Here is a 22,705-nt window from a genome sequence, read left to right on the forward strand (position 1 = left end):
GGATGGCGGCCTCCATGGAAGACGCCATCTCTGATGCACTGAACACCTGGAACGGGTTTGGATCTGACTGTATCAGATCACTGCTCTGGATTTCTTGTTTTTCGGGACTTCTTAACCAGCGATCAATTCGGTTTGCTTGGAAATCGCTCCAGGGGAAGGTCAACTGCCGCTCAGATAACGGCGCTGAAGCGCGATGATGTCGGCTGAGGAAAGGCCCAGGCCGTTGCGGGCATAGGCGTCGAACGAGCCATATCTGCGTTCCACCTCGTCAAAGGCGCTTTGCAGATATTCCGGACGGACGGTGAGGACCGGTTCGAGAAAGGCCGGGTTGATGGGGGTGCCGGAGGCCTTCAATGCAGTGAGGGTCGCCTCATTCTTGGCCTGCAAATAGCTATTGCTGGCCAGATAATCGGCCATGACAGTTTCCCGCGGCACGCCCAGCAGCGTCAGGATGATGGCGGTTGCCCAGCCGGTGCGGTCCTTGCCAGCGGTGCAATGATAGATAAGCGAGCCATCAACCCCTTGGGCCAGCCGATGCATCAGCGCGCCATAGGCGGCGCGCGCGCTGGGAAGGGAAACGAAATCGCGATTGGCGGCGGAGAGCAGGGCGACGCCTTGGCCTGAGGCGATGGCCGCCTCGGCCTTGCTCATGTCGCCACCCAGGGATCCACTGCTGTCTGCGGCGACGTCAAGGATAAGCTGGGGCGTTTGCGACGGGACCCGATCAGGTTCGCGGCTGCGCTCGGAAGCGGTGCGGAGATCGACTAGCAGCCCCGGTTTCAAGGCGCGGATCGTCGCGAGATCGGGGTCGCTCAGGCGGTCGAGCTGGTCTGATCGGTAGATAAGACCCGGCTTGACCCATCGGCCATCGGTCGTGCGATAACCGCCAATATCCCGAAAATTGGGAGCAGTCGACAGGTGCAGGCCACGATCGGCCAACACCAGTGGCGCGCCGCGCTCCGGCTGAAGGGTGAAATACCAGCGCTTACCCGGAGCAAGGTTGATGATCCGGCTTTTATCCGCGGGTCCGGCCTGATCGACCGCTGCCGCGCCAAAGTGCTCATCCGGCGCCGGGCGGGCGAAAATGCGGACGGCTCCGCTATCCATTCCCTGCCATGTCAGGCGATAGGCACCTTTGGGAAGCCGTTCAACCGATGCGGCCGTGAACGGAATCTTATCCGGCGGTTGCGCGAGGATCGCGCTGCGTTGGGCCGGCGCTTGCCCGCTGAAGGGTGCGCAGGCCGCCAGAAGCAGGGCTACGACGCTCGGAAGGATAGAACGCCGCACGATCAGCCTCGTTGAGAGGAAATGTTGCCGCCGTCGACCACGATTTCGCTGGCGGTGATATAGCTGGCTTCATCCGAGAGCAAGAAGCGCACGACGCGGCCGACCTCCATCGGATCGCCAAGCCGCTCGAGCAGGATACGCTTTTCAAAGAAGCCTTGCGGCAAAGCCTCGACGGCGGGCCGCATCATGGGAGTCAGAATTTGCCCCGGCGACACGGAATTGACGCGGATACCGTCCCGCGCCAGCCTGTCGGCGAGTGATCGCACAAGAGCCAGCATGCCTCCCTTGGCGGCGGTGTAGATAGGGTTCATGGCATTGCCCAGCGTCGCATTGATCGATGCGATCGCGACGATGGCCGATCCCGGCTGTGCGGCAAGGTCGGCCTGAATCGCCTGGGTGATGAGCGCGAATGACCGCAGATGGATCGCCATTCCGTTATCCCAGCTTTCCACGGTCAGCCCGTCAAGCGATGCGGTATCGACGATACCCGCCGCGTGGACCAGCGCGCCGGGCGCGCCTACGGCTGCGCGGGTAGCGGCCAAGGCGGGCGCGATTGCATCGGGCAAGCGCAGGTCGGCCGCAACCCCAATGGCGGCGACGCCATGGTGCGACGCAATCTGCTCCGCCGCCGCCTGCGCGGCATCAGTATTGATGTCCCACAAGGCGACGGGACGGCCCACCGCGGCGAGCGCTTCAGCGGAAGCCAGGCCGATGCCCGAAGCGCCGCCGGTCACGATTACCGGCGTTACAGGGGCGGCCAGTGCTGGAGAATGAGTCATGGCTTTTTTTGCCTTTCCTATGGCGTCAAAATTTTCAGGGATGGATTGGCGCTACCGTGCTGGCAGCCGGCCGGGCCGGGCCTTGCTTGGCGAAAATGCCATCCAGCCGGATATTGCTGATGCGCGGCGCGCCGCGGCTGACTGAGACCCACATGATATGGTCCTGCACGGCTGGATCGTCCGCCCGGCCACCCGGAGTTCCGCCTGTCACGCCCAACTGCACATAGTCATGGCCCCGGCGCGTCTCATGGGCATATTTGTGAAAATGCCCCGCCAGCACCGTATAGTCGCGACCATGCAGCAGCGCTTCGATCTCGCGGAATTCCGGGGAATCGATTTTCCATGCGGGCCGGTGCATCAGCACGAAGGTCCAGCGGGCGTGGCGATTGCGCTGCAAAGCCTGGCGGACCATATCGATCTGGGCGCGGCTGAACGCGACATTCTCCGAACCACGCAGCTTTTCCGCCAGCGCGCCGAGCCGGGTGTCGCGGGCGAACAGCGCCTGCGCTTGCGCCGGGTCGCCCTGCAACGCCTGAAGCACCGTGGCCATCGCCTGCGGTCCATATTCGTCGAGCAGCTTGCGACGAGCGATCCTGGGCTGGGGCGGATCTTCGGTGTTCAGGACGAGGAACAGCGCATTCTTATAGGTGAAGCTGTAATAGTCCGCGCCTAACCTTTTGCGCCAGATATTCAGCTGGACATTGTTGGTGAGATCATGATTGCCCGGAACGTAGAAGAAGGGAATGTCGAGCTTTTGCGTGGCTGCGGTGACTTCATCCCATTCGTTCTCGATCTGTCGGGGATTTTCGCTATTCCCTTCAATCAGATCCCCGATATTGATGACGAAATCCGGCCGTAGCTGATCGACCTTCGCCAGCGCATCCTTGAAGATGCCGGGCCGATGTTGCCCGGTGCGATCTCCGATGACGACGAAGCGGAATTCCTGCGGGCCGCCTGCAAAGGAGCGTGCCGTGCGGGCGACCTGATCCGGCCGATGGTCCTGAGCCGTCCCGCCCGCGCTGCCCAGAAGCAGTGCGAGGGGGGCGAAAAGGAAAGGAGCGGTCTTCACGCCAGCCGTCCTTAAAATTCGACGCTCAGGTCCACCCCGTAGGTACGCGGTTCGCCGAAGATCGCGCCGGGACGGCCAATGTTGAACTGCATCAGATAATATTCCTTGTCCGCCAGATTGCGGCCCCATAATGCGGCCTTCACACCCGGCAGGCCCGGAATGTCGCCAAGCGCCAGACGCGCGTTGATCAGTCCATAGTCGCCGACAATATATTTGCCGCCGCTGATGGTCGCATTGGTGAACTTGTCGCTTTGCGCGGTATAGTTCACATTGGCGGTCAACTGACCGATCGGCAGTCGCGGCAGATCATAGGTCAGGTCGAGCGCAAGCGTATGCTCCGGCGCGTTGGTGAAACGATAATTGCTGGAAATATCCGCGCCGTTCGGCCCAATGATGCTGTCATAGCGCGCCTTCAGATAACTGTAGTTCGCGGTAAAGCGCAGGGCGCGGACCGGCGCGAGCGTCAGGTCCATTTCGACCCCCTTCACCGTAGCGCGGCCTGCGTTCAGGACATCGGTGATGCGCGCATTCGTCGGATCCGACTGCACGTTGATCTGGATGTCGCGATATTTGGAAATGAAGCCTGCAATGTTGAAGCGCAGATGATTGTCCAGCCACTGGCTCTTCACGCCGGTTTCGTAGGACCAGAGCGTCTCGGGATCGAAGCCCTGATTGAACCGTGCAATGGAACTGGCGCGAATATTATAGCCGCCACTCTTATAGCCTTTGACCGCCTTGGCATAAAGATGGACGTCGCGGGACGCGTCGAAACCGATTACAAAGCTGGGGCTGAAATCCTTGAAGTTGCGGCTGCCGTCGCCAAGGCCTGGTACATCAGTGATCGCGCCGCCGTTGACCTGCGTCTGGCGAGCGAGCGTTGCTTCGCGCTTGTCCCAGCTTTGGCGCACGCCCAAGGTGAAATGCAGTCGTCCATCCAGCCACGCCGGCGTAACCGTCGCCTGACCGAAGACCGCATAGGAGCGGTTATGAATGGTTGCGGTGGTAAAGCTGCGCGTCACCGTCGGCGGGCTGTAGCTGTTGCTGAAGTTGCTGCCATCCTCTTTGAAATAATAGAAGCCCGCGACATATTGCAGCACATTATCGAATGCATCGCCGACCAGTTGCAGTTCCTCGCTCCACTGGTCCTGTTTTGCAACGCTGCTGTTCTTCTGCAGGGGATTGGGACCGGTGGAACCGGTCAGATAATCCTGATTCTGGAAGTTATAGAGCTTGCGATAGCCAGTGATCGAACGGACGGTGAGGCCATCGCCGGCCTTCCATTCGCCGATCAGGCTGTGCCCCTGCGACACGATGTCGTTCGGCAGGACGTTACGCACAAAGGGGCTGCCGGCCCTGGGACGCGGTGCGGTCAGCGGAAATAGCGGGGACAGCGCGACATAGGTGGGCGTATCGCCAATCTCTGTGCGGTCGTAGCTGTAACGGAGGCTGAACGCGTCCGAAGGCTGCCACAACAGGTCGCCGCGCATCGCCTGCCGGTCCTCGTCGCCCCAGCGCTTCACGCCGGTGCCGGGATTGCTGATGAAGCCGTCCTGCTGCTGGTTCACATAGGAAAGGCGAGCGGCAATGGTCTGACCGATGGGAATGTTCACCGCCGCCTTGAACCGGCGATTGTCAAAATTGCCGATCGTCGCCTGCCCCTTGAACCCGAAATCGCCCAGATCAGGTTTGCGGGTAATGAAGTTGATCGCGCCGCCGGTGGCGTTGCGGCCGTAAAGGGTGCCCTGCGGTCCGCGCAGTACCTCGATCCGTTCCAGATCGGCGACTTCGACGGCCATGCCCTGGCTGCGGGCGACATAGACGCCATCCATGTAGACGGCGACGCCGCCATCCTGCGTGATCTGATCATCGGCCAGACCTACGCCACGCATAAAGATCTGCGTGGTTGCTGCGTTGTTCGGAAAGGGGGTGAGTTGAAGCGCGGGCACATTGGCGCGCAGGTCGGTGAGGCCGCTGATACCCTTCGCCTCAAGATCTTTCGCGCTGAAGGCGGCAATGGAAACCGGCGTGTCCTGAAGGGACTCCTCACGCTTCTGCGCCGTGACGACGATCTCTTCGATTCCTTCGGATGCGCGGTTTTGGGCCAAGACAGGGAAGGCGCTGGTGCTGAGCAGCGGAGTCAGAATGGCGTAGGCGAAAAGGCGATTCGGCATATTCTCTCCCTTGAAGACCAGGCTTTTCGCCGCTTTTTTTGCGCGAACTTTCTACCTGCTGATAAAATATCTACCTTCATGACGGTAGAATTTCAATCTTCAATATTGCTTTTGGGGATCGGCCTGGCCGATAGGGGATGGAATGAACCCGGCCGGTACGGGAAAAGGAGCGATGGTGGCGGAAGCAATCAGGCAGGTGGCGCGGCAGCCGCGCGGAGATGCCACCCGGCAATCCATTCTGGATGCCGCGGAAAAGGTGTTCGCCGATCTGGGCTACGCTGCCGCGCGTTTAGAGGACGTGGCGCAGGCCGTGGGCATCCGGCGCCCCTCGATCGTCTATTATTTCCCCGGCAAGCAGCAGCTTTACGATCAGGTCGAAGCAGACATCTTCGCGTCGATGCACGAATTTGTGCTGAAGCGGGTGAAGCACGCAGAGGGTCCCATGGCGCAATTGCTGGCGCTGTTGGACGCGTGGCTGGATTTTCTGGTGGCGCGGCCTACCGCGGCGCGGATCATCCAGCGGCTGGTTGCGGATTTCGCCCCACGGGGAGACAACCCCGTGCGCTTTTCGGAAACCGCGCTGCGCGACATCGAAACGGTCATCAGCATGGGCATAGCGGACGGGACGTTCCGTCAGGTTTCGGCCATGCACATGTTGAACGGGGTCGCGGGTGGAGCGCTATTCTATGTCTGCAACGCCGCTCAGTTGGGTGAAGGCCGCTCCTATGACCCTGCCGACCCTGCGGAACTGGCTGGCTTCCGCGCCCTCATCCACAAACTGGCGAAGGCAGCGGTTTTGCCCGGATAGGTCGCCCGTCGTTATGGCTCGATACCCATCATCCGGCGGTTGAGCGCCCGGTCGGCACCACCGGCAGCGAAATCATCAAACGCATGCTCCGTGACCTGAATGATGTGTCGCTGGATGAACGGCGCACCTTCGGCGGCGCCCACTTCGGGATGCTTGAGCGCGCATTCCCATTCCAGCACGGCCCAGCCGGGAAATTCATATTGCGCCATTTTCGAGAAGATAGCCGCAAAGTCGACCTGTCCATCGCCCAGCGAACGGAAGCGGCCGGGCCGATCGATCCAGCCCTGATAGCCGCCATAGACGCCCGACCGACCGGAGGGACGGAACTCGGCATCCTTCACATGGAAGCATTTGATGCGTTCATGATAGATGTCGATGAAGGCCAGATAATCAAGCTGTTGCAGCATAAAATGGCTGGGGTCGTAGAGGATGTTGGCGCTGGCATGGCCGCCCAGCCGATCGAGAAAAAGCTCGAACGTGATGCCGTCATGCAGATCCTCTCCCGGATGGATTTCGAAGGCTGCGTCGACGCCATGGTCCTCGAAAACGTCGAGTATGGGCTTCCAGCGCCTTGCCAGCTCATCGAACGCATCCTCGATCAGACCGGCCGGGCGTTGCGGCCACGGATAGACATAGGGCCACGCCAGCGCACCCGAAAAGGTCGCATGAGCGGTGAGGCCCAGGCGCTGGCTGGCGCGGGCTGCCATCTTCAGCTGCTCAACCGCCCAAGCCTGGCGCGCTGCGGGATTGCCGTGGACTTCGGGCGGGGCGAAAGCGTCGAACTGCGCGTCATAGGCCGGATGGACCGCAACGAGCTGGCCCTGCAAATGCGTTGAAAGCTCGGTGATCGAAAGGTCATGCCGGGCAAGGGTGCCCTTGACCTCGTCGCAATAATCCTGACTCTCGGCGGCTCGCTTCAGGTCAAAGAGGCGCGCATCCCAGCTCGGGATCTGGACACCCTTGTAGCCAAGGCCGGCGGCCCAGCGGCCGATGGAATCAAGGCTGTTGAAGGGGGCGGCGTCACCGGCGAACTGAGCCAAGAAGATGGCGGGGCCTTTGATCGTCTTCATGTCATTCTCCGGGGACAAGGAGGGAAACCCAGCCAGCCTGTCGGGCACTGGCGTCGACCGCGGTGGCGATGAAGGCCATGCTCCGCACGCCTTCATCGATGCCGGGGAGCAATGGGGCGGGCTCGCCGCGCAGCAGCCGGGCAAAATCGGTGTAGAGATTGGCGAAGGCTTCCAGATAGCCTTCCGGATGCCCGCCCGGCGTGCGGGTGACGGCGCGGGCGTCGGTCCCCAGCGCGGCGTCGCCCGCCTGAATGATTTCTGTCCGGCCGTCGCCATGGTGGAGCGTGAGAGCATTGGGGGACTCCTGCCGCCAATCAAATCCGCCCCGTTCGCCATAGACACGGATGCGCAGACCGTTACGCTCGCCCACCGAGATCTGCGAGGCCATGAGAACGCCGCGCGCACCATTCTCGAAGCGGAGCAGGACCGTGCAATCATCGTCCAGCGCTCGTCCGGGAACGACTGAGGCGAGATCGGCCAGCAATTCCCTCACGCGCAGCCCCGTCACGAATTCGGCGAGATGGAAGGCATGGACGCCAATATCGCCGATGCAACCGCCAAGGCCGGACCGGGCGGGATCGACGCGCCATTCGGCCTGCTTGCCGGAAGCTTCACCGGCCAGCCAGCCCTGAGGATATTCGACGACGATCTTGCGGACCTTGCCGATCGCTCCGGCTGCAATCCGGGCGCGGGCCTCCCGGACCAGCGGATATCCCGAATAGGTGTAGGTGAGGGCGTAGTGTTGTCCCGAAGCGTGCACGATGTCGCGCAGTTCCAGCGCTTCCTCCAGCGTGGCGGTCGCTGGTTTGTCGCTCATCACCGGCAATTCCGCTGCGAGCGCGGCCTTGGCAGCGGGAAGGTGCAGATGGTTGGGCGTTACGATGGCAAGGAAGTCGATGCCGTCTGCCCGATCCGCCTCGGCCGCCAGCATCCTTTCCAGATCCGGATAGGCGCGGGCCGGGTCGATCCTGTAACGCTCTCCGGCCTCTCGGGAACGGATCGCATCACTGCTGAATGCGCCAGCGGCCAGCGCGATCTCGCCGTCCAGTTCGGCCGCGATGCGGTGAACCGGGCCGATAAAAGCGCCGGGGCCTCCGCCGACCATGCCCATGTGCAGTTTCGCCATGCCTCTCCTCGTCGCATTGCCTTTATAGACCGGCCTTTAGGCCTGAATCACGCGTTGGTCGATCGTTCCGAAGGGACAGCCGCAGCTGCTCTCGACTTCCATCCGCACCTGATCGCCAAAGTGGAGGAAGGGTGTTCTGGCGGCCCCATCCTTGATCATCTCGATAGCGCGGCGTTCGGACAGACAGGCGGAGCCGACCGTGCCATAATCGGCGTTGGAGACGGTGCCCGATCCGATGATGGTGCCCGCCACCAGATCGCGGGTGCGCGCGGCATGGGCGATCAGGTCCTGGAAGCCGATCTGCATTTCCCGGCCATGGGGATGACCGAACCATTGCCCGTTGAGCGTGACGCGAAGGGGCAGTTGGACGCGGCCATCGGCCCATGCATCGCCCAGCTCGTCGGGGGTGATGGCGAAGGGCGCGACCGAACAGGCAGGCTTTGCCTGCACCCAGCCAAAGCCTGTCTTCATTTCGATGGGTGCGATGGCGCGCAGCGACCAGTCGTTGATGAGGAGGACGAGCTTGATATGGGGCATTGCCTTGTCGGCCGTCGTGCCCATGGGGACGGCGTCAGTGATGACGCCATATTCGCCCTCGAAATCGATGCCGTCCGCTTCGCTGGGCAACGGCACATCGGCATGCCCGGGCAAAAAACGGTCTGACATGCCCTGATACATGAGCGGCCGATCGGTCGCGATGGGCGCCAGGTTGAAGGCCTTTTGCATCAGCTCGCCGTGCTGCGGGAAGGCGGAGCCATCCAGCCATTGCCAGGCGCGGGGAAGCGGGGCGAGCAGGCGGCCGTGATCCAGCGCTTCGCCTTCACCCCGTTCCAGCCGGTCGGCCAGGACGCGGAGAGCGGGTTCGGCAAGCGTCCATTGCTCGATCGCCTGTTGCAGTGTCCCGGCGATGCCGATGGCCGGCAGGCAGCGCTGCGCATTGCGGGAAACGACGATCAGGCAGCCGTCGGGCGTGCCGTTGGCAAGGGTAGCGAGGCGCATGGCTTACTCTTCGATGATGGCGACAGCGCGGGTCCAGCCAGCCGACGCGCCTTTGATCTTGTGCGGGAAGCAGCTGACGGTGAAGCCGTTGGCAGGGAGCGCCTCCAGATTATGCAGCTTTTCAAGGTGGCAGTAACCGATGTCTCGGCCTGCCTTATGCCCTTCCCAGATCAGCGAGGTGTCGCCCGTTGCCTTCACCTTCTCCGCCGTATGGATAAAGGGCGCGTCCCAACTCCACGCATCGGTTCCGGTGACGCGCACGCCGCGCGTGGTCAGATACATGGTCGCCTCGTAGCCCATGCCGCAGCCGACATTGACGAAGTCGGCGCGGCCCAGCGCCTTGCCCGCGGCCGTATTGACCAGCACGATGTCGAACGGCTGGAGATCATGGCCGATCCGCTTCAGCTCATCTTCGACATCCTGCTCGGTGACCACATAGCCATCGGCAAAGTGACGGAAATCCAGCTTCACGCCGGGCCGGAAGCACCAGTCGAGCGGCACTTCGTCGATCGTGATCGCGCGCCGGGGTTCGCCGTCCCTCGCGTCCATCGTCGGATGATAATGCCAGGGCGCGTCCAGATGAGTGCCATTATGGGTTGTCAGCGTCACCCATTCCGCCGCCGCAAACCCTTCCCCGCCCGGCGTCTGATCCGCCGTGACGCCGGGGAAGAAATGCTGAAGCTCCTTCACCGTGTCCTGATGCGTCTCATAAGTGATCTTCGGCCGCATGAAGGGCGGGTCGGAAATGACATCATTTTCCAGCGTGATGGACAGGTCGACGAAACGGCGCGTCATGCGGCATGGCCTCCCAATGTTTCGGCGAACCAGTCGGAGATAAGATCGCGGCCATAGGACATATTGTCGGCGCCTACATGCTCCACGCCGCCTTCGCGGGGAGTGAAAATCACCTTCTCCCGGCGGGGCGAGTTGACCAGCTGGTCGTAAAGGTCGTCCGCATAGCCAACGCTGATTTGCCGGTCGTTGGCGCCATGGGTGACGAGGAAAGGCACCTTGACCCGGTCCATATGGCCGTTGAGGTTCATTGCTTCGGATTTGGCGAGGAAATCCTCCTGATCGCTGGCGCCGAACGCCCAGTGGACATGCGCCCAGTAATGCGGGACCGGATTTTCACCCTCGCGCGCCATGCGCCTGTCCTGCACCTCGCGCCAGTTATGGTTGGCGCCCCACACCGCGCCGCTGGCGAAGCGCGGCTCATAGGCAACGGCTCGCGGCGCGAAATGGCCACCCAACGAAATGCCGGTCATGCCGATCGCCTTTGCGTCGACCTCGGGCCGTCGTTCCAGCCAGTCGACCGCCTTGCTCGCCCAGCTTTCGCTATGCGGATCGACGGGCAGCCCCTGAAGGCGCAACGCCTCGCCCGATCCGGGCTGGTCGACACACAGGGTCGAGATGCCCCGGCGCGCCAGCTCTGCCGGAAGGCGGGTCCAGTATAGCAGCTCCTTGCAACTGTCGAGACCGTTGCAGAAGACCACAACCGGCCTCTTCCCTTCACGCCCCTGTCCGGAATGGGGCGCTCGGGTGAAGAGCGCAGGCATGGTGCCCTGCTCCAGCGGGATTTCCACCCGCTCGCGGTTGATCTTGCCCAATGCGGTCGAGCGGTCGAAGGTGTCGCGCGCCTTTGCATAGGTTTCCTCACGGCCCGGCGCGCCGTGGCCCTGCATCCGCTCGGCGGTAAAAAGATAGAGCGAAGCGCGCTCCAGCTTGTTGGAGGCGGAGAAAGTGCGACCCTTCGCTTCATCCTCGTCAGCCAGATCCAGCAGCTTCTCGCCCATTCGCGCCCAGGCCTGCATGAACATCGGCGTGCCCGAATCGCCGCCGTTGGCGGCAGCGTCGCGGATCGGCTGGCACATGTCGACGATCTCGCCGATCTGGCCTCCGCTCTCCATCGCGATCGCGACCGAGAGATTCCAGATATAGTTGGGGAAATATTCGAACAGAGCCATCGCTCAGACCTCCACTGCCTGGAACAGACCCTTGTCGGCCTCCGGGTGCGGCATGGTCTGCGGCCCGCCCACGCCAACGCCCCATTGGTCCATGACCTTGGGACCGGGCACATGGACCTTGGCCTCGTGGCTCTCGAAATCCACTTCCTCCAGCTCCGACGTATATTCCACGGCAAAACCGGCGGGCGTCGTGAAATAGCTGAAGGTGTTGTTGCCCGCCGTGTGCCGACCCGGCCCCCAGCGGATGTCGGTGCCCTTCTGGCGCAGCCGGTTGATGCCGACCATCATGTCATCAACCGAGAGCATGTCATAGGCGACATGGTTGAGGCACGGCGGCCCGGGCAGGATAGCGATCCGGTGATGCGCAGAATTGCAGCGCAGGAAGCACATGAAGTCGCCCAGCCAGTCGCTGACCTTGAAGCCCAGCACATCGCAGAACCATTCCACCAGCTTCCTGTGGTCGGGCGAATGCAGGACGATGTGACTGATCTTCTGCGGCACACCTTCCCAGCGGGTGAGTTCACGCGCTGTGCGACGGGAGACGTCGCTTGAAATCTCGAAGGGCAGGCCATCGGGCGAGAAGAAGCGGAAGCCGTAGCCGCCGCCCAGCGTCGCAAGCTCTTTCGGCGCGAAGATGATGCGGCAGCCCGACGCCGCCACCTTCTCATGCAGCGCATCCACATCCGCGCCGCTGTCGGCGGCCAGCGCGATCACGTCGATCCGCTGCTCATCGGCCTGACGCAGCCGCACCACCTGACATTCCGCCCCGCCATCGGCCGTGAAATAGACCGCCCCGTCCTTCTCACCTGCCTCCACCAGCCTCCACTGCTCTTTATAGAAAGCACGCTCAGCCTCCAGATCCGGCATGGCATAGCCAACATAGCGAATTTCCGTAACGCGGCTCATGATGATCGCTTTCCTCAGATCGGTTGGGAAACCATCGCGAACATTTCCGCGGTGGCCTTGTGATTGTCGACCGCTGGCCCCTTGCCAAGCTGGCCCATGCAGATAGCGAGCGACTGCTCGACGATATAACGGCAACGCTCGTAGCGGCGTCCCCGGTAGGCCGTGAACGCGACCTCGTGCGTGTCCGCCTTCACCAGTTCCTCCGCCAGTACGATGCTGTCCTCGATCGCCATGCCTGCGCCCTGTCCCAAATGCGGCGTGGTCGCATGCACAGCGTCGCCCAGCAGCACGACTCGACCCTTGTGCCAGGGTCCGTGGAGCATCAGCGTTTCAAGCGGGCGATAGACGACCCCGTCATTGTCGGTGATCTGCTCTGCCAGCGCACGAATGGCCGGCGGGCAGAGCGCGATCTTCTCCCGCATCGAGGCGGCGAGCGTTTCCCGCGGATAGCGCGGATTGTCCGGTTCCGGCGTCGTCACGAACATATACATGAGATCGGTTGAAATGGGCACGAGGCCCACGCCCGTCGGTCCGTTATAGGCCTGAAGCGAGTCCATGCCCTCGGGCCGCGGCAGATTGTAGCGCCAAACAGCCTGCCCGGTAAATTCGGGCTTGGGCGCGTCGGGCAGGATGGCTGCGCGGGTCTGCGAGTAGACGCCGTCCGCACCGATGACGATGTCGAACCGCGCGCTCGCACCGTCCGAGAATTCCACGTCGACGCCGTCACCGCGATCGTCGATCCTGATCGTCGTCACGCCCAGCTTGACCGTTGCGCCGGACCCGATGGCGCGATCCCCCAGAACCTTGTGCAGCGCCGGGCGCGCCACGCCCATGTTGGCGGGATAGCCCTCGACCAGCGCGGGCGATGGAACGCGCGCCACCCTCCTGCCGTCCGGCGCGAAAACCTCCACGGTATCGAAGCCCGCGCCGGCGGCGACATATTCCTGCAGCAGGTCCAGATGGTGCATGGCGCGCAGCACGTTCGACTGCTGGATGATGCCGACACCATAGACGGACCAGTTCGGATCCCGTTCTATGACGGTGACGTCGAAGCCCTGGCGACGCAGGGCGATGGCGGAGGTCAGTCCCCCGATGCCACCGCCGATGATCAGGATATTTGCCTTTTCCATGAGTGATGCTTTTCCAGAGCGAAAGGATCAGAACCGGTCGAGATCGTTGGCGATCGTCACGGGTCCCTTGAAAGACTGGTGAATGGCGGCTTCGTAGGCGCGCGATCGCGCATCGTCGGTCGTTCCGCCGGCCAGATGCGTGACGACGAGAGCCTTCACCCTGGCGCGCGAGGCAAGCTCACCCACCGCCTGGGGGGTCAGGTGATGCGTGGTAAGATGCTGTGTCATGGTTGCCCTTGCCGCAGCAGGCATGGTCGGGTTCACATGTCGCACGCGGTCGAGCGTCGCATCGATATCGATCATTTCGCTCACCAGAAGGTCGGCGTCCTTTGCAAGCGCCTCGACCTTCCGGCTCGGTCCCGTATCGCCCGTGTAGACGATCGAGCGATCGGGCATGTCGAACCGATAGGCAAAGGATTTGTAGGCCTTGTCCTCGGCGCTGCCGACCGGGAAGTCATAATGGGTGTTCTGCGCCACGGTCACTTTCAAGACGTCGAGTGGAAGCGTTTGCCCGTCGGACAGCTCCACCACCTCGACCAGACTTTCGGGCGGCGCCCACGGCTTGCCGATGATGCCATAGCCCGCTTTTGCAGACGGTTGCAGCGCAGCGACCAGCCCCGCGATCATCTCCGGCGTTCCGGGCGGTCCATAGACCGTTACAACATCGCGAGCATCGGTCTGATTGCGAAGACCCAATATGGCCGACAACCCGCCAACATGGTCGACATGCAGATGGCTGATGAACACGGCCCGCACCTTGGCCAGCGGAATGCCGGCACGCCCCAGTTGCTCAACCGCTCCGTCACCCGCATCGACCAGATAGACCCGGTCGCCCTTGACGATCGCGTTGGCCGGCTGTGAACGCTCGCCGTCGGGCACCGGCCCACCCATCGTACCCAGCGTGATGAATTCCGGGTGCCAAGTCTTCTGCGCCGTCTGGGCGGACAGCGGCGTGGACGCGAGCAGCGCGCTCCACATAGCCACTTTTGCCCATTTCCCGATCACAGGTTGAACCCCACGCGGATGCCATAGGTCCGGGGCGGACGCAGTGTGCCGACGGGGAAGTCGAGGATCGGGCGCGTGCCGGCGCGGGCGAGCACTTCCTTGTCCTCGATATTGTTGATGAACGCAGTGACGCTCCACTCGTCCTGCGGACCTTCCAGGGTGAGGAACGCGTCGGACATCATGAAACTGCCCTGCTTTTCCTCGGGACGATAATTGGCGTTTGTAAAACGGCTGCTTTCGATGTTGGATCGCACGCCTGCGGTCAGCGCCATGTCGCCGCCCAGCCGGAAACTGTGCTGATACCCGACATTGACGGCCCATTTGGGCGAATTGACCGTCGGCTTGCCCGAACAATCGATGTCATAGAAGCGCGCACCATTGATGCCGGGATTGGCAAGCCGCGTGCCCGTGACGGTGCAACCGGTGCTGACCGGCGCTCCGGTCGGCGAGAAGTTGGAGGTCTGAAGGCTGTTATACTTGCCGTTCAGATACTGAACATTGAGGTTGAAGAGATCGTCGCGCGTCGCCGCGAAGCGGGCATCCATTTCCGCGCCATAGATGCGCGACTTGCCTGCATTAGTGGTAAGCGAGCCCTGCGCAAACACACCATTGCCGGTTCGCACGCCGCCTACGAACGTCACCTGCTGGTCCTTATAGTCCCAATAGAAGGCTTCGACATTCAGTTGCAGCTTGTTGCCGAAGAAGCGGTTCTTGGCTCCCACCGTATAGGCGGTCAACGTTTCCGGTGCAAAACTGTTGTTCGGCGGGGACGCCACGAAAAAGCCGCCGGATTTGAAGCCGGTCGCGACGTTTGCATAGAGAAGCGAGGCGGATCCCGCGTCATATTCCACGCCCGCTTTCCATGTGAATTTGGTGAAGGTGAGATCGCCGGTGATGGGGGCGCCCAACGGAGGATCGACAGGACCGGGCAGACCGCCCGACACCGATGCAGTCAGCTGCGACTTGTCCTCACGAGTGTAGCGGCCGCCTCCGACCAGACGAAGACCGTCCGTCAGATCGAATGTGAGCTGTCCGAACGCAGCGAGGCTCTGTGTTTTGAGAAGAGGAGTAAAGCGCGTGGTCGACAGGCGACCCTGCCGGAAATAGTTCAGCGTATCCTGCTGTTCATTGAAGAAGAAAGCGCCCAGCACATAGCGCAGCCGCTGATCATTGGCGGACGTCAGCCGCGCCTCCAGCGACATCTGCTCCGCATTGTCCAGGATTTCGCCACGGAAGCCGGGAAGATAGGTGCGGAAATCGGCCTCCGATTTGCGCCAGGCAGGTATGACTGTAAGGGTCGCAAAGCCCATGTCGCCTTCGATCTGAGCGCTGAGGCCGTAGAAGTTATTGTCGAGATAGCCGTCTTTGCCGGCATTTTCGATGCAGCCGCTCGCGATGAAGCCGCCAGCGCAAAAGGGTGGCGCGAAGAGCTTCGATGCGTAGCCGTTTATCGCCGCGACGGCTGGCGCATCAGAGACGCTGATGCGATCGTTCAGCGAGGGAACCGCAAAGTTACCGTTGGGCAGCAGCACAGAACCCGTGCCTTTGCCGCCCTGATGATAATAGTCGCCGACGAAAGTGATCGACCAGAGGTCGGAGGGCTTTAACAGAAATGACGCGCGGACAGCCTCGCCCTTATCGTCATCATACCCATCAGAGATGTATCCATCGCGGTCCACAACCTGCCCGGCTATGCGGAGCGCAGCGGCATCGCCGATGGGAAGATTGAGAGCCAGAAAGCCTTTCTTGCTGTCGTAATTCCCATATTCGGCCAATCCCTCGACCGAGAAGTGTCCCAGCACAGGCTTTTTGGGAAGGACGTTGATGGCGCCGCCGGTGGCGTTGCGACCATAAAGCGTGCCTTGCGGCCCTTTAACCACCTCGACACGTTCCAGATCGTAGAAGACGCCAGCGGGAGCCGTTGGGCGGCCTACATATACGCCGTTGAAATTAAAGGCGATTGCGTTCTCAGAGAAGCTGTTCTGCGAATTGGTGCCGACGCCGCGCAGAAAGAAGCTGGTAGTGCCCCCCGTGGGCTGAACAACGAGCGCCGGCACCAACTTGCCAAGATTGGAGGTCTCAGTGATCCCGGAGCGAACGAGGTCGTTTCCGGTGACGGCGGTGACAGCGATTGCAGCTTTTTGCAGGCTCTCTTCGCGGCGCTGCGCGGTAACGATGATTTCGGCGAGTCCGCCATCGGCGGCCTTTTCATCATTCGACTGCGCAAGTGCCCCCTGCGGTACCCATATCCCGCTCAGCATTGCGGCGCCCAGTAAAACCCGCCTCATTGCAGTCCTCCCCGTCAGATCTTTGTCATTTGAGGAGAGGGATGACATAGGCTGGAGAAGAGGTAAAATGCATGATATATGTCAATAATAACAAATGAGAGTGATGATAGGTGAGGCTCGACCGATTTGATCTCAATCTGCTGGTTGCCTTCGACATCCTTGTGGAAGAGCGGAGCGTCACGCGTGCCGCACGCCGTCTAAACCTCACTCAATCAGCAATGAGCGCCGCTCTGCGCAGACTGCGCGAGGCATTTGCGGACGATATATTGGTGCAGAACGGGAAAAAGATGATCCCGACGGCAGCAGCCCTGTCGCTCGCTCCGGAAATTTCTTCGCTGGTAGCCGATCTACGCGGATTGATTGCACGAGGGCTTACGTTCGATCCCACCGAAAGCCAGCGCCTCTTCCGGATTGTGGCCTCGGACTTCGTGACGACTGTTTTGATCGGCCCGCTGATCGAACGGTTGCAGAAAATAGCACCTCATGTCAGGATCGAAATCACGCTTCCGCGAAATGACATCACTGAACGCCTCGAGGACGGTGAAATCGACCTGATCATTTCGCCGGAGCAGTTTTTAGAAGGCCCGCACCCGACTGAATTGCTGTTCGAGGAACGCCATGTCGTGGTGGGCTGGTCCGGCAATCCCTTGACAAAGGACGGCCTCGACGAGGACGTTTACCATCGGGCTGGCCATGTGACGGTCAGCGTGTCGCGCGATGGAACATTCATCGAAAATCATCTGCGAACTCGAGGGGACCGCAGGCGAATTGAAATTATATGCGCGGCTTTCAGCCAGGTGGCCTGGATGCTGCCGGGCACAACGCGGCTCGCGCTGATGCACGAAAGGCTCGCGCGCGTAATGGCAAAGGCGCTCCCTCTCGCCATCTTCGAGCCGCCTATCCCGTTGCCCGATATGCGGGAAATGATGCAACACCATCAGGCACGCGCTGAAGATCCTGGTCTGAAATGGTTGCGGCAACAGCTTAAGCGATCCGCATCAACGCAGGGCGAAGAACTGCGCGATCTGCTTTAGGAGCATGAAAGCCAGAGAAAAAATCCGACGTCCTGTCCCGTACACAGCTTTACATTGCCGTTCGACGTTTCGAGGATGGCCTCGCTTGTGGCCGTCCAGACAAATGACTCTGCCTTGGCGTTGTTGACTGGGCCGGCCACTTCGCACTGGAAGAAAAGGCCGATAAGATGATCCCCCGATGCGCGATTTGCTCGCGCGCAACTTCCCCGGTGACTGCAACCCAAGCAACGGAGAATGGCCATGTACAACAATAAGTCCAAGTCGAGCGTTCTGCCTTCTGGCGGCGGCGCGGCGCTGATCGATCCGTCCGACGCTCTCATTCTGCTGCTCGATCATCAATCAGGGCTGTTTCAGACGGTGAAGGACATCGCCGTGTCGGATCTGCGCAGGAATGTCGAGATGATCGCCAGGCTGGCAACGCTCCTTGATATTCCGGTAATCACCACCGCGTCCGAGCCGGCTGGCCCCAACGGTCCGCTGATGCCGGAGATTCACAGCCACGCCCCTCACGCCGTCTATGTGCCGCGCAAGGGTGAAGTGAATGCATGGGACAACGACGACTTCGTCGCGGAGGTCCGGTCGACAGGGCGCAAGACGCTCATCATGGCAGGCGTATGGACCAGCGTCTGCGTCATGTTTCCCGCGCTGGACGCCCACGCTGCGGGCTATGATGTCTATGTCGTGCTGGATGCTTCGGGTGATCCGAGCCAGATGGCTTCGCGCGTATCGCTGGCCCGCTTCGTGCAGGGTGGGGTCAAACCGACCTCGACCAACGCGTTGCTCTCCGAACTCCATCGCACCTGGGCGCGTCCGGAGGCGGCAGACCTTGCTGCGCTCTACGGTCTTGTTGCGCCCAACTATGCGGCCGTGACAGAGAGCTACGTCCGGGCCCAACAAGCGGCAAGAGAAGCGGTCTAGCCGCTTGCCCCTCCCTCTGCGAACGGAAAGGGCGGCGGAGTATCAGCTATGGCTATTCTGTCATGGACATCGCGATCACGCCCTCCGTCCGCAGGGCGCAGAATGAAATGGGGGCTGGCCATCTCTGGTCCGACTTCCACGGACATGGCGCCTTCGGCCAGCTTTTCAGCCAGAGAAATTGCCTTCATCGGCCGCCGCGACAGCTTTTACGTCGCATCGGCCTCCGAGACCGGCTCGCCCTGCGTCAAGCCCGCAGCATATTCTGCCGCGATATGCGGAGGCGGAGATCCGGTCGGCAATGCAGCCTCTCCATGAAAAGATCGCGCAGCTTGCGCAGGAAAATGCGGAGCTGCGTCTGTCAAGCTCAGGCAAGTCACCGGGCTGAACGTCGCGCTGCTGAACGCGACGGCGCTGGGGGCGGTGGGCTATACCAAGGAGACGCCCAACCCGCCGGGGGGAGAGATCGTCCGCGATGCGCAGGGCAATCCCACCGGCCTGCTGCCCGCCCAGGGCGGACAGCGAAAGCGAGGTTAAGAAGCTGCACGCCAAGATCGGGAATTGATCGTGCTGCGCTGAGATGTGCGACTGCTTGCGGGATGCTCAGCTGTCCAGCATGGATAAACATTGATCGAGCATGTTTTGCGATGTCCGCAACATGTTCGCTTCGTCCCCGCGGCACGCCGATTGACGAAGATGGAAAGCGCCGCAATCGCGGCGACGCTTTCACTCAGATGTTACGCGTCATGCGGCGGCAATGGCCGCCTTCTCTTGCAGATCCTTGAACATTTGCGCTCTCTGCTCGGCTTTCTTCTCGGTGTAGGTCTGACCACCCTCCATCACCAGATCGGAGCGACGCATCCACTCCTTGAAATCGAGGTCCTCGACGCCGCGAATATCGAGCGCATCGCGTGCTTCCTCGACCGACAGGTGAAGATAATCCTCAATCTTCTTGAGGAAGTAGGTTCCCGATTGGCGACCGATCTCGACACCCCGGTTCATCGCTTCCCAAACCCAAGGGAAGCCCTGCGGATAATGAAGGGAGGAGCGGAAGAAATAGGGGAAGAACAGGAACATGTTGCTGATGGTCAGCTGATGCGCCAGCTCCGGCTTGAAATATTTGTGGAAGCTTCCGAAGTGCACGAAGTTCGGAATCCCCTCCGCAATATAATCAAATCCCGCGCCGGTCAGGATATGCATGAAGTCATGGATTTCGACCTTGCGGCGACGGAAATATTCATAGTGGTTGCGCACGGGCATCGCCATGCTGGCCATGGTATTGTCATAGCCATATTTGTCATAATGAACGAACACGGCATGACCGAGTGAGCCCTTGGGACAATTTTCAAGATCCTTCTTCAGCCAGCGCGACATGTAGCGCTCTTCCAGAAACTGGTCGAGTTCCGGCCAGTCCTTTCGCGCTTCCTCGAACATCTGGTTGACGTAATCCTGGTCCTGCACCTCTTCCAGTGCACGGTTCAGTTCGGGGATGCCGAAGGTCGACGGCAGGTCGGTGCCATTGCGCCGCAGACATTCGCGCACGGTCCATTCGCGGAGGCGATAGTCATTCAGATAGACTGAGGAGCTGATCAATTCACTGTTCTGAACCTTCGGCCTCTTATAGCCGTCGTTCATATAGGTCTCGTAGGTCTCCCAATCCATGGACCGGTCTTCCATCGCTCTCTCCTTCATTTTCAATTGGTAGCGCTCCGCCTCGGAGTCGGACGAAACAGAGGATAGGCGCGCAGGACCCCATGTCTAATTCCATCTGGACAGGCTTTCTATGCCGTTTTGGCATGGATCGTGAGAGCTTCTTATTTCCATCAATATAGACTACCAATCGTTTGGTTGTTTTGCTATGGACGCGCCGAGGAACGAATCTGATGTCAGCCCAACGCCCGTCTACCCGCCCCCGTGAGGCATTTGCCCATGCACTGGAATGTGGTCACTTCATAATCCAGCGCTCGGCTATCGGCGGCCAATATCTATTCTATCCGCGCATGGCTGAACCCGGCAGTGGCGAGCAAGAAATGAACTGGGCAGAAGCGAGCGGCGAAGGGGTGGTCTATGCCACCACCACCATATATCCCCGCCCTCCGGCCTCCGCCTATAATATAGCGATCATCACTTTGGCCGAAGGTCCCCGCCTCATGTCGCGCGTCGAGCATGTCGAACCGGAAGAGGTGACCATCGGCATGGCGGTGCGGGCGGAAATCGGAGAGGATGACAATGGCCCGATCCTCCTGTTCCGGCCTTCGGACGACATCGCATGAGCAAGCTGCCGCGTGGATCCGCCGCGATTGTGGGCGCCGCAACATTCGGCATAGGGGAAGCTCCCGGCTACTCCTCGCTCGAACTCGCGGCGCAGGCGGCCCTGCTGGCGCTGGCTGATGCCGGGCTGCGGCCCGCGGATGTCGATGCCCTGTTCTGCTGCCTGCCTTCCGACCAGCTCTCGACACTCAGCCTGGCTGAATATCTGGGCATTGATCCGGTGTTCACTGATAACAACCGCACGGGCGGATCGGCGTTTCTCACGCATGTCGAGATTGCATCCATGGCGCTGCACCTCGAAATGTGCGACGTCGCCCTTATCACCTACGGCAGCAATCAGCGCAGCGCCGCCGGGCGCTTGATCGGAGCGACCGAAGGAGGCAGTGGCTTTGAAGCGCCATATCGCCCCTTGGTCCCGATTTCCGCCTATGCCCTGGCCGCCTCACGCCACATGTATGAATTCGGCACCACGCGAGAGCAACTAGCCGAGGTAGCAGTGGCGGCACGCGCCTGGGCGCAGCGCAATCCTGACGCCTTCCTGCGCGAAGATCTGACTATCGCCGAATGTCTCGATGCACGCATGGTTTCCTCTCCACTCGGCGTCCGCGATTGCTGCCTTGTCACGGACGGCGCCGGGGCAATCGTCCTCGTCCGGCCGGACCGGGCACGCGATCATCCCCGCCCGCCAGTTCATGTCCTGGGCTGCGGCACGGCCGTCACGCATCGGGAAATTTCATCCATGCCCGACCTGACCGTCACCGGCGCGGCCAAATCCTCGGCCCGCGCCTATGCGCAGGCCCGGCTGGGGCCCGGCGATGTCGATGTGGTCCAGCTCTACGACGCCTTCACCATCAACACGATCCTGTTCCTTGAGGATCTGGGCTTCTGCCCCAAGGGGGAAGGCGGACGCTTCGTGTCCGGCGGCGCGATCGCTCCGGGCGGGCGCCTGCCGGTGAATACCAATGGTGGCGGGCTGTCCTGCGTCCATCCGGGCATGTACGGCATATTCACCTTGATTGAAGCAACCGAACAGCTTCGCGGCACGGCCGGAGACCGTCAGGTCGATGGCGCGGATGTTGCGCTCTGTCACGGCAATGGTGGCGTTTTGTCGCATCAGGCGACGGTCATTCTGGGAAGTGAAGCAACATTATGAGCAGGCCAGTCTATCATCACGAACAATTGATCCGGAGCCTGTCGCCGGAAAGCATCGCCGTGGTCGGGGTATCGAACAACCCATCCTCCTTCGGCGCACGCACCATGGCTCGGCTGGCGCATTTCAGCGGCAGACTATACCAGATCAATCCGCGTTACGAGGAGATAGGCGGCCTGCGATGCAATGCGTCGGTGACGGCCTTGCCCGAAGTGCCCGACTGCGTCGTCGTGGCGACGGGACGGGATCAGGTGGTCGACATCGTGCGCGAATGTGCCGCAGCAGGCGTCGGCGGCTGCATCATCTATGCGTCCGGCTTCGCAGAAGTAGGCAGCGAACAGGGCGTATCAGAGCAGGATGAGCTTGCGCGGATCGCGCGGGAAAGCGGGATGCGGATCATCGGGCCCAACTGCATCGGGCTCGCCAATTTCACCATCGGCGCCAACATCACCTTCTACAGCGAAACCCGGCTGGATAAGCCCGCGGCCCATGCGGTGGGGATCGTCAGTCAGTCCGGTGCCCTGGGCAATGCGCTGATCCAGTCGATCGAGCGCGGCGTTCAGGTCAGCCACATGCTGGCATCGGGCAACAGCTGCGATGTGGATGTAGCCGATTTCGTTGCCTATCTCGCCGGAGATCCCGGATGCCGTGCCATCGCCTGCCTGTTCGAAGGCATGAGCGACCCCAACCGTATGATCGAGGCGGCTCGCATCGCATGGGAAGCCGACAAGCC

20 protein-coding genes and 1 pseudogene are annotated in these 22,705 nt (G+C 61.4%); 7 read left to right on the forward strand and 14 right to left on the reverse strand.

What is annotated here, in order from left to right; translation table 11 throughout:
* Positions 1-159 precede the first annotated feature (159 nt).
* From ACFC3J_RS09565 to ACFC3J_RS09580, 4 genes are all read right to left on the reverse strand, one after another.
* On the reverse strand, positions 160-1,107 hold the full coding sequence (locus ACFC3J_RS09565; RefSeq protein WP_375195944.1) for a tyrosine-protein phosphatase: 948 nt from the start codon (positions 1,105-1,107) through the stop codon (positions 160-162).
* Between the two features lie 182 nt (positions 1,108-1,289).
* A complete protein-coding gene (locus ACFC3J_RS09570; protein WP_375195945.1) occupies positions 1,290-2,066 on the reverse strand; it encodes an SDR family NAD(P)-dependent oxidoreductase in 777 nt (258 codons plus the stop codon).
* Positions 2,067-2,100: 34 nt separating this feature from the next.
* Positions 2,101-3,135 (reverse strand): metallophosphoesterase family protein, encoded by a 1,035-nt coding sequence (locus ACFC3J_RS09575; protein ID WP_375195946.1) that lies wholly within the window; start codon positions 3,133-3,135, stop codon positions 2,101-2,103.
* A gap of 11 nt (positions 3,136-3,146) precedes the next feature.
* On the reverse strand, positions 3,147-5,306 hold the full coding sequence (locus ACFC3J_RS09580; protein WP_375195947.1) for a TonB-dependent receptor: 2,160 nt from the start codon (positions 5,304-5,306) through the stop codon (positions 3,147-3,149).
* Positions 5,307-5,478: 172 nt separating this feature from the next.
* On the opposite strand from ACFC3J_RS09580, the gene ACFC3J_RS09585 reads away from it, so the two are divergent.
* Positions 5,479-6,114 (forward strand): TetR/AcrR family transcriptional regulator, encoded by a 636-nt coding sequence (locus ACFC3J_RS09585; RefSeq protein ID WP_375195948.1) that lies wholly within the window; start codon positions 5,479-5,481, stop codon positions 6,112-6,114.
* A gap of 11 nt (positions 6,115-6,125) precedes the next feature.
* On the opposite strand, the gene ACFC3J_RS09590 is transcribed toward ACFC3J_RS09585, so the two are convergent.
* Genes ACFC3J_RS09590 through ACFC3J_RS09630 form a run of 9 tightly spaced genes read right to left on the reverse strand, consistent with a single transcriptional unit; the run spans position 6,126 to position 16,602 of the window.
* Positions 6,126-7,184 (reverse strand): sugar phosphate isomerase/epimerase family protein, encoded by a 1,059-nt coding sequence (locus ACFC3J_RS09590; RefSeq protein WP_375195949.1) that lies wholly within the window; start codon positions 7,182-7,184, stop codon positions 6,126-6,128.
* Position 7,185: 1 nt separating this feature from the next.
* Complete coding sequence (locus ACFC3J_RS09595) at positions 7,186-8,310, reverse strand: Gfo/Idh/MocA family oxidoreductase (RefSeq protein ID WP_375195950.1); 1,125 nt, start codon at positions 8,308-8,310, stop codon at positions 7,186-7,188.
* Between the two features lie 36 nt (positions 8,311-8,346).
* Complete coding sequence (locus ACFC3J_RS09600; RefSeq protein WP_375195951.1) at positions 8,347-9,309, reverse strand: fumarylacetoacetate hydrolase family protein; 963 nt, start codon at positions 9,307-9,309, stop codon at positions 8,347-8,349.
* A 3-nt stretch (positions 9,310-9,312) separates the two neighbouring features.
* Positions 9,313-10,104: a cyclase family protein gene (locus ACFC3J_RS09605; protein ID WP_375195952.1), complete on the reverse strand. Its 792-nt coding sequence runs from the start codon at positions 10,102-10,104 to the stop codon at positions 9,313-9,315.
* Positions 10,101-11,273 carry an alpha/beta hydrolase family protein gene (locus tag ACFC3J_RS09610; protein WP_375195953.1) on the reverse strand — a complete coding sequence of 391 codons (1,173 nt, stop codon included), beginning with the start codon at positions 11,271-11,273 and terminating at the stop codon, positions 10,101-10,103. The genes ACFC3J_RS09605 and ACFC3J_RS09610 overlap by 4 nt, the downstream gene beginning before the upstream one ends.
* A 3-nt stretch (positions 11,274-11,276) precedes the next feature.
* The gene (locus ACFC3J_RS09615) at positions 11,277-12,179 is read right to left on the reverse strand and encodes a VOC family protein (RefSeq protein WP_375195954.1); all 903 of its coding nucleotides are present in this window, start codon (positions 12,177-12,179) and stop codon (positions 11,277-11,279) included.
* Between the two features lie 14 nt (positions 12,180-12,193).
* Positions 12,194-13,309: an FAD-dependent oxidoreductase gene (locus ACFC3J_RS09620; protein WP_375195955.1), complete on the reverse strand. Its 1,116-nt coding sequence runs from the start codon at positions 13,307-13,309 to the stop codon at positions 12,194-12,196.
* A 27-nt stretch (positions 13,310-13,336) separates the two neighbouring features.
* Positions 13,337-14,287, reverse strand: a complete 951-nt coding sequence (locus ACFC3J_RS09625; protein ID WP_375195964.1) for an MBL fold metallo-hydrolase — start codon at positions 14,285-14,287, stop codon at positions 13,337-13,339.
* 23 nt (positions 14,288-14,310) lie between these two features.
* Entirely contained in the window at positions 14,311-16,602 is a 2,292-nt protein-coding gene (locus ACFC3J_RS09630) for a TonB-dependent receptor (protein WP_375195956.1), read from the reverse strand.
* Positions 16,603-16,712: 110 nt separating this feature from the next.
* On the opposite strand from ACFC3J_RS09630, the gene ACFC3J_RS09635 reads away from it, so the two are divergent.
* The 3 genes and pseudogenes from ACFC3J_RS09635 to ACFC3J_RS09645 form a co-directional block, all read left to right on the forward strand.
* Positions 16,713-17,636 carry a LysR family transcriptional regulator gene (locus ACFC3J_RS09635; RefSeq protein ID WP_375195957.1) on the forward strand — a complete coding sequence of 308 codons (924 nt, stop codon included), beginning with the start codon at positions 16,713-16,715 and terminating at the stop codon, positions 17,634-17,636.
* Between the two features lie 240 nt (positions 17,637-17,876).
* Positions 17,877-18,554 (forward strand): isochorismatase family protein, encoded by a 678-nt coding sequence (locus ACFC3J_RS09640; protein ID WP_375195958.1) that lies wholly within the window; start codon positions 17,877-17,879, stop codon positions 18,552-18,554.
* 390 nt (positions 18,555-18,944) lie between these two features.
* A pseudogene (locus tag ACFC3J_RS09645) lies at positions 18,945-19,064 on the forward strand (amidohydrolase family protein); the annotation flags it as partial.
* A 231-nt stretch (positions 19,065-19,295) separates the two neighbouring features.
* Here the strand turns inward: ACFC3J_RS09645 and ACFC3J_RS09650 are convergent.
* Positions 19,296-20,228 carry a hypothetical protein gene (locus ACFC3J_RS09650; RefSeq protein WP_375195959.1) on the reverse strand — a complete coding sequence of 311 codons (933 nt, stop codon included), beginning with the start codon at positions 20,226-20,228 and terminating at the stop codon, positions 19,296-19,298.
* 323 nt (positions 20,229-20,551) lie between these two features.
* Here ACFC3J_RS09650 and ACFC3J_RS09655 point away from each other — a divergent pair, with 323 nt between their 5' ends.
* The 3 genes from ACFC3J_RS09655 to ACFC3J_RS09665 form a co-directional block, all read left to right on the forward strand.
* Positions 20,552-20,824, forward strand: coding sequence for a Zn-ribbon domain-containing OB-fold protein (locus ACFC3J_RS09655; RefSeq protein ID WP_375195960.1), 273 nt, complete (start codon positions 20,552-20,554; stop codon positions 20,822-20,824).
* Positions 20,821-21,975 (forward strand): thiolase, encoded by a 1,155-nt coding sequence (locus ACFC3J_RS09660; protein ID WP_375195961.1) that lies wholly within the window; start codon positions 20,821-20,823, stop codon positions 21,973-21,975. Before ACFC3J_RS09655 ends, ACFC3J_RS09660 begins: the two co-directional genes overlap by 4 nt.
* Positions 21,972-22,705, forward strand: a 734-nt coding sequence (locus tag ACFC3J_RS09665; RefSeq protein ID WP_375195962.1) for a CoA-binding protein, incomplete at its 3' end; no start/stop codon positions are given. The genes ACFC3J_RS09660 and ACFC3J_RS09665, both read left to right, overlap by 4 nt.

It is taken from the genome of Sphingobium sp., assembly GCF_041987595.1.
Taxonomy (GTDB): domain Bacteria; phylum Pseudomonadota; class Alphaproteobacteria; order Sphingomonadales; family Sphingomonadaceae; genus Sphingobium.

Coding starts and splice junctions, on each gene's coding strand:
- ACFC3J_RS09620 (WP_375195955.1), bottom strand. CDS start 13,309: ATGGAAAAGGCAAATATCCTGATCATCGGCGGTGGCATCGGGGGACTG.
- ACFC3J_RS09605 (WP_375195952.1), bottom strand. CDS start 10,104: ATGACGCGCCGTTTCGTCGACCTGTCCATCACGCTGGAAAATGATGTC.
- ACFC3J_RS09580 (WP_375195947.1), bottom strand. CDS start 5,306: ATGCCGAATCGCCTTTTCGCCTACGCCATTCTGACTCCGCTGCTCAGC.
- ACFC3J_RS09650 (WP_375195959.1), bottom strand. CDS start 20,228: ATGGAAGACCGGTCCATGGATTGGGAGACCTACGAGACCTATATGAAC.
- ACFC3J_RS09625 (WP_375195964.1), bottom strand. CDS start 14,287: ATGTGGAGCGCGCTGCTCGCGTCCACGCCGCTGTCCGCCCAGACGGCG.
- ACFC3J_RS09640 (WP_375195958.1), top strand. CDS start 17,877: ATGTACAACAATAAGTCCAAGTCGAGCGTTCTGCCTTCTGGCGGCGGC.
- ACFC3J_RS09600 (WP_375195951.1), bottom strand. CDS start 9,309: ATGCGCCTCGCTACCCTTGCCAACGGCACGCCCGACGGCTGCCTGATC.
- ACFC3J_RS09660 (WP_375195961.1), top strand. CDS start 20,821: ATGAGCAAGCTGCCGCGTGGATCCGCCGCGATTGTGGGCGCCGCAACA.
- ACFC3J_RS09610 (WP_375195953.1), bottom strand. CDS start 11,273: ATGGCTCTGTTCGAATATTTCCCCAACTATATCTGGAATCTCTCGGTC.
- ACFC3J_RS09590 (WP_375195949.1), bottom strand. CDS start 7,184: ATGAAGACGATCAAAGGCCCCGCCATCTTCTTGGCTCAGTTCGCCGGT.
- ACFC3J_RS09565 (WP_375195944.1), bottom strand. CDS start 1,107: ATGGATAGCGGAGCCGTCCGCATTTTCGCCCGCCCGGCGCCGGATGAG.
- ACFC3J_RS09630 (WP_375195956.1), bottom strand. CDS start 16,602: ATGAGGCGGGTTTTACTGGGCGCCGCAATGCTGAGCGGGATATGGGTA.
- ACFC3J_RS09655 (WP_375195960.1), top strand. CDS start 20,552: ATGGCTGAACCCGGCAGTGGCGAGCAAGAAATGAACTGGGCAGAAGCG.
- ACFC3J_RS09595 (WP_375195950.1), bottom strand. CDS start 8,310: ATGGCGAAACTGCACATGGGCATGGTCGGCGGAGGCCCCGGCGCTTTT.
- ACFC3J_RS09585 (WP_375195948.1), top strand. CDS start 5,479: ATGGTGGCGGAAGCAATCAGGCAGGTGGCGCGGCAGCCGCGCGGAGAT.
- ACFC3J_RS09570 (WP_375195945.1), bottom strand. CDS start 2,066: ATGACTCATTCTCCAGCACTGGCCGCCCCTGTAACGCCGGTAATCGTG.
- ACFC3J_RS09615 (WP_375195954.1), bottom strand. CDS start 12,179: ATGAGCCGCGTTACGGAAATTCGCTATGTTGGCTATGCCATGCCGGAT.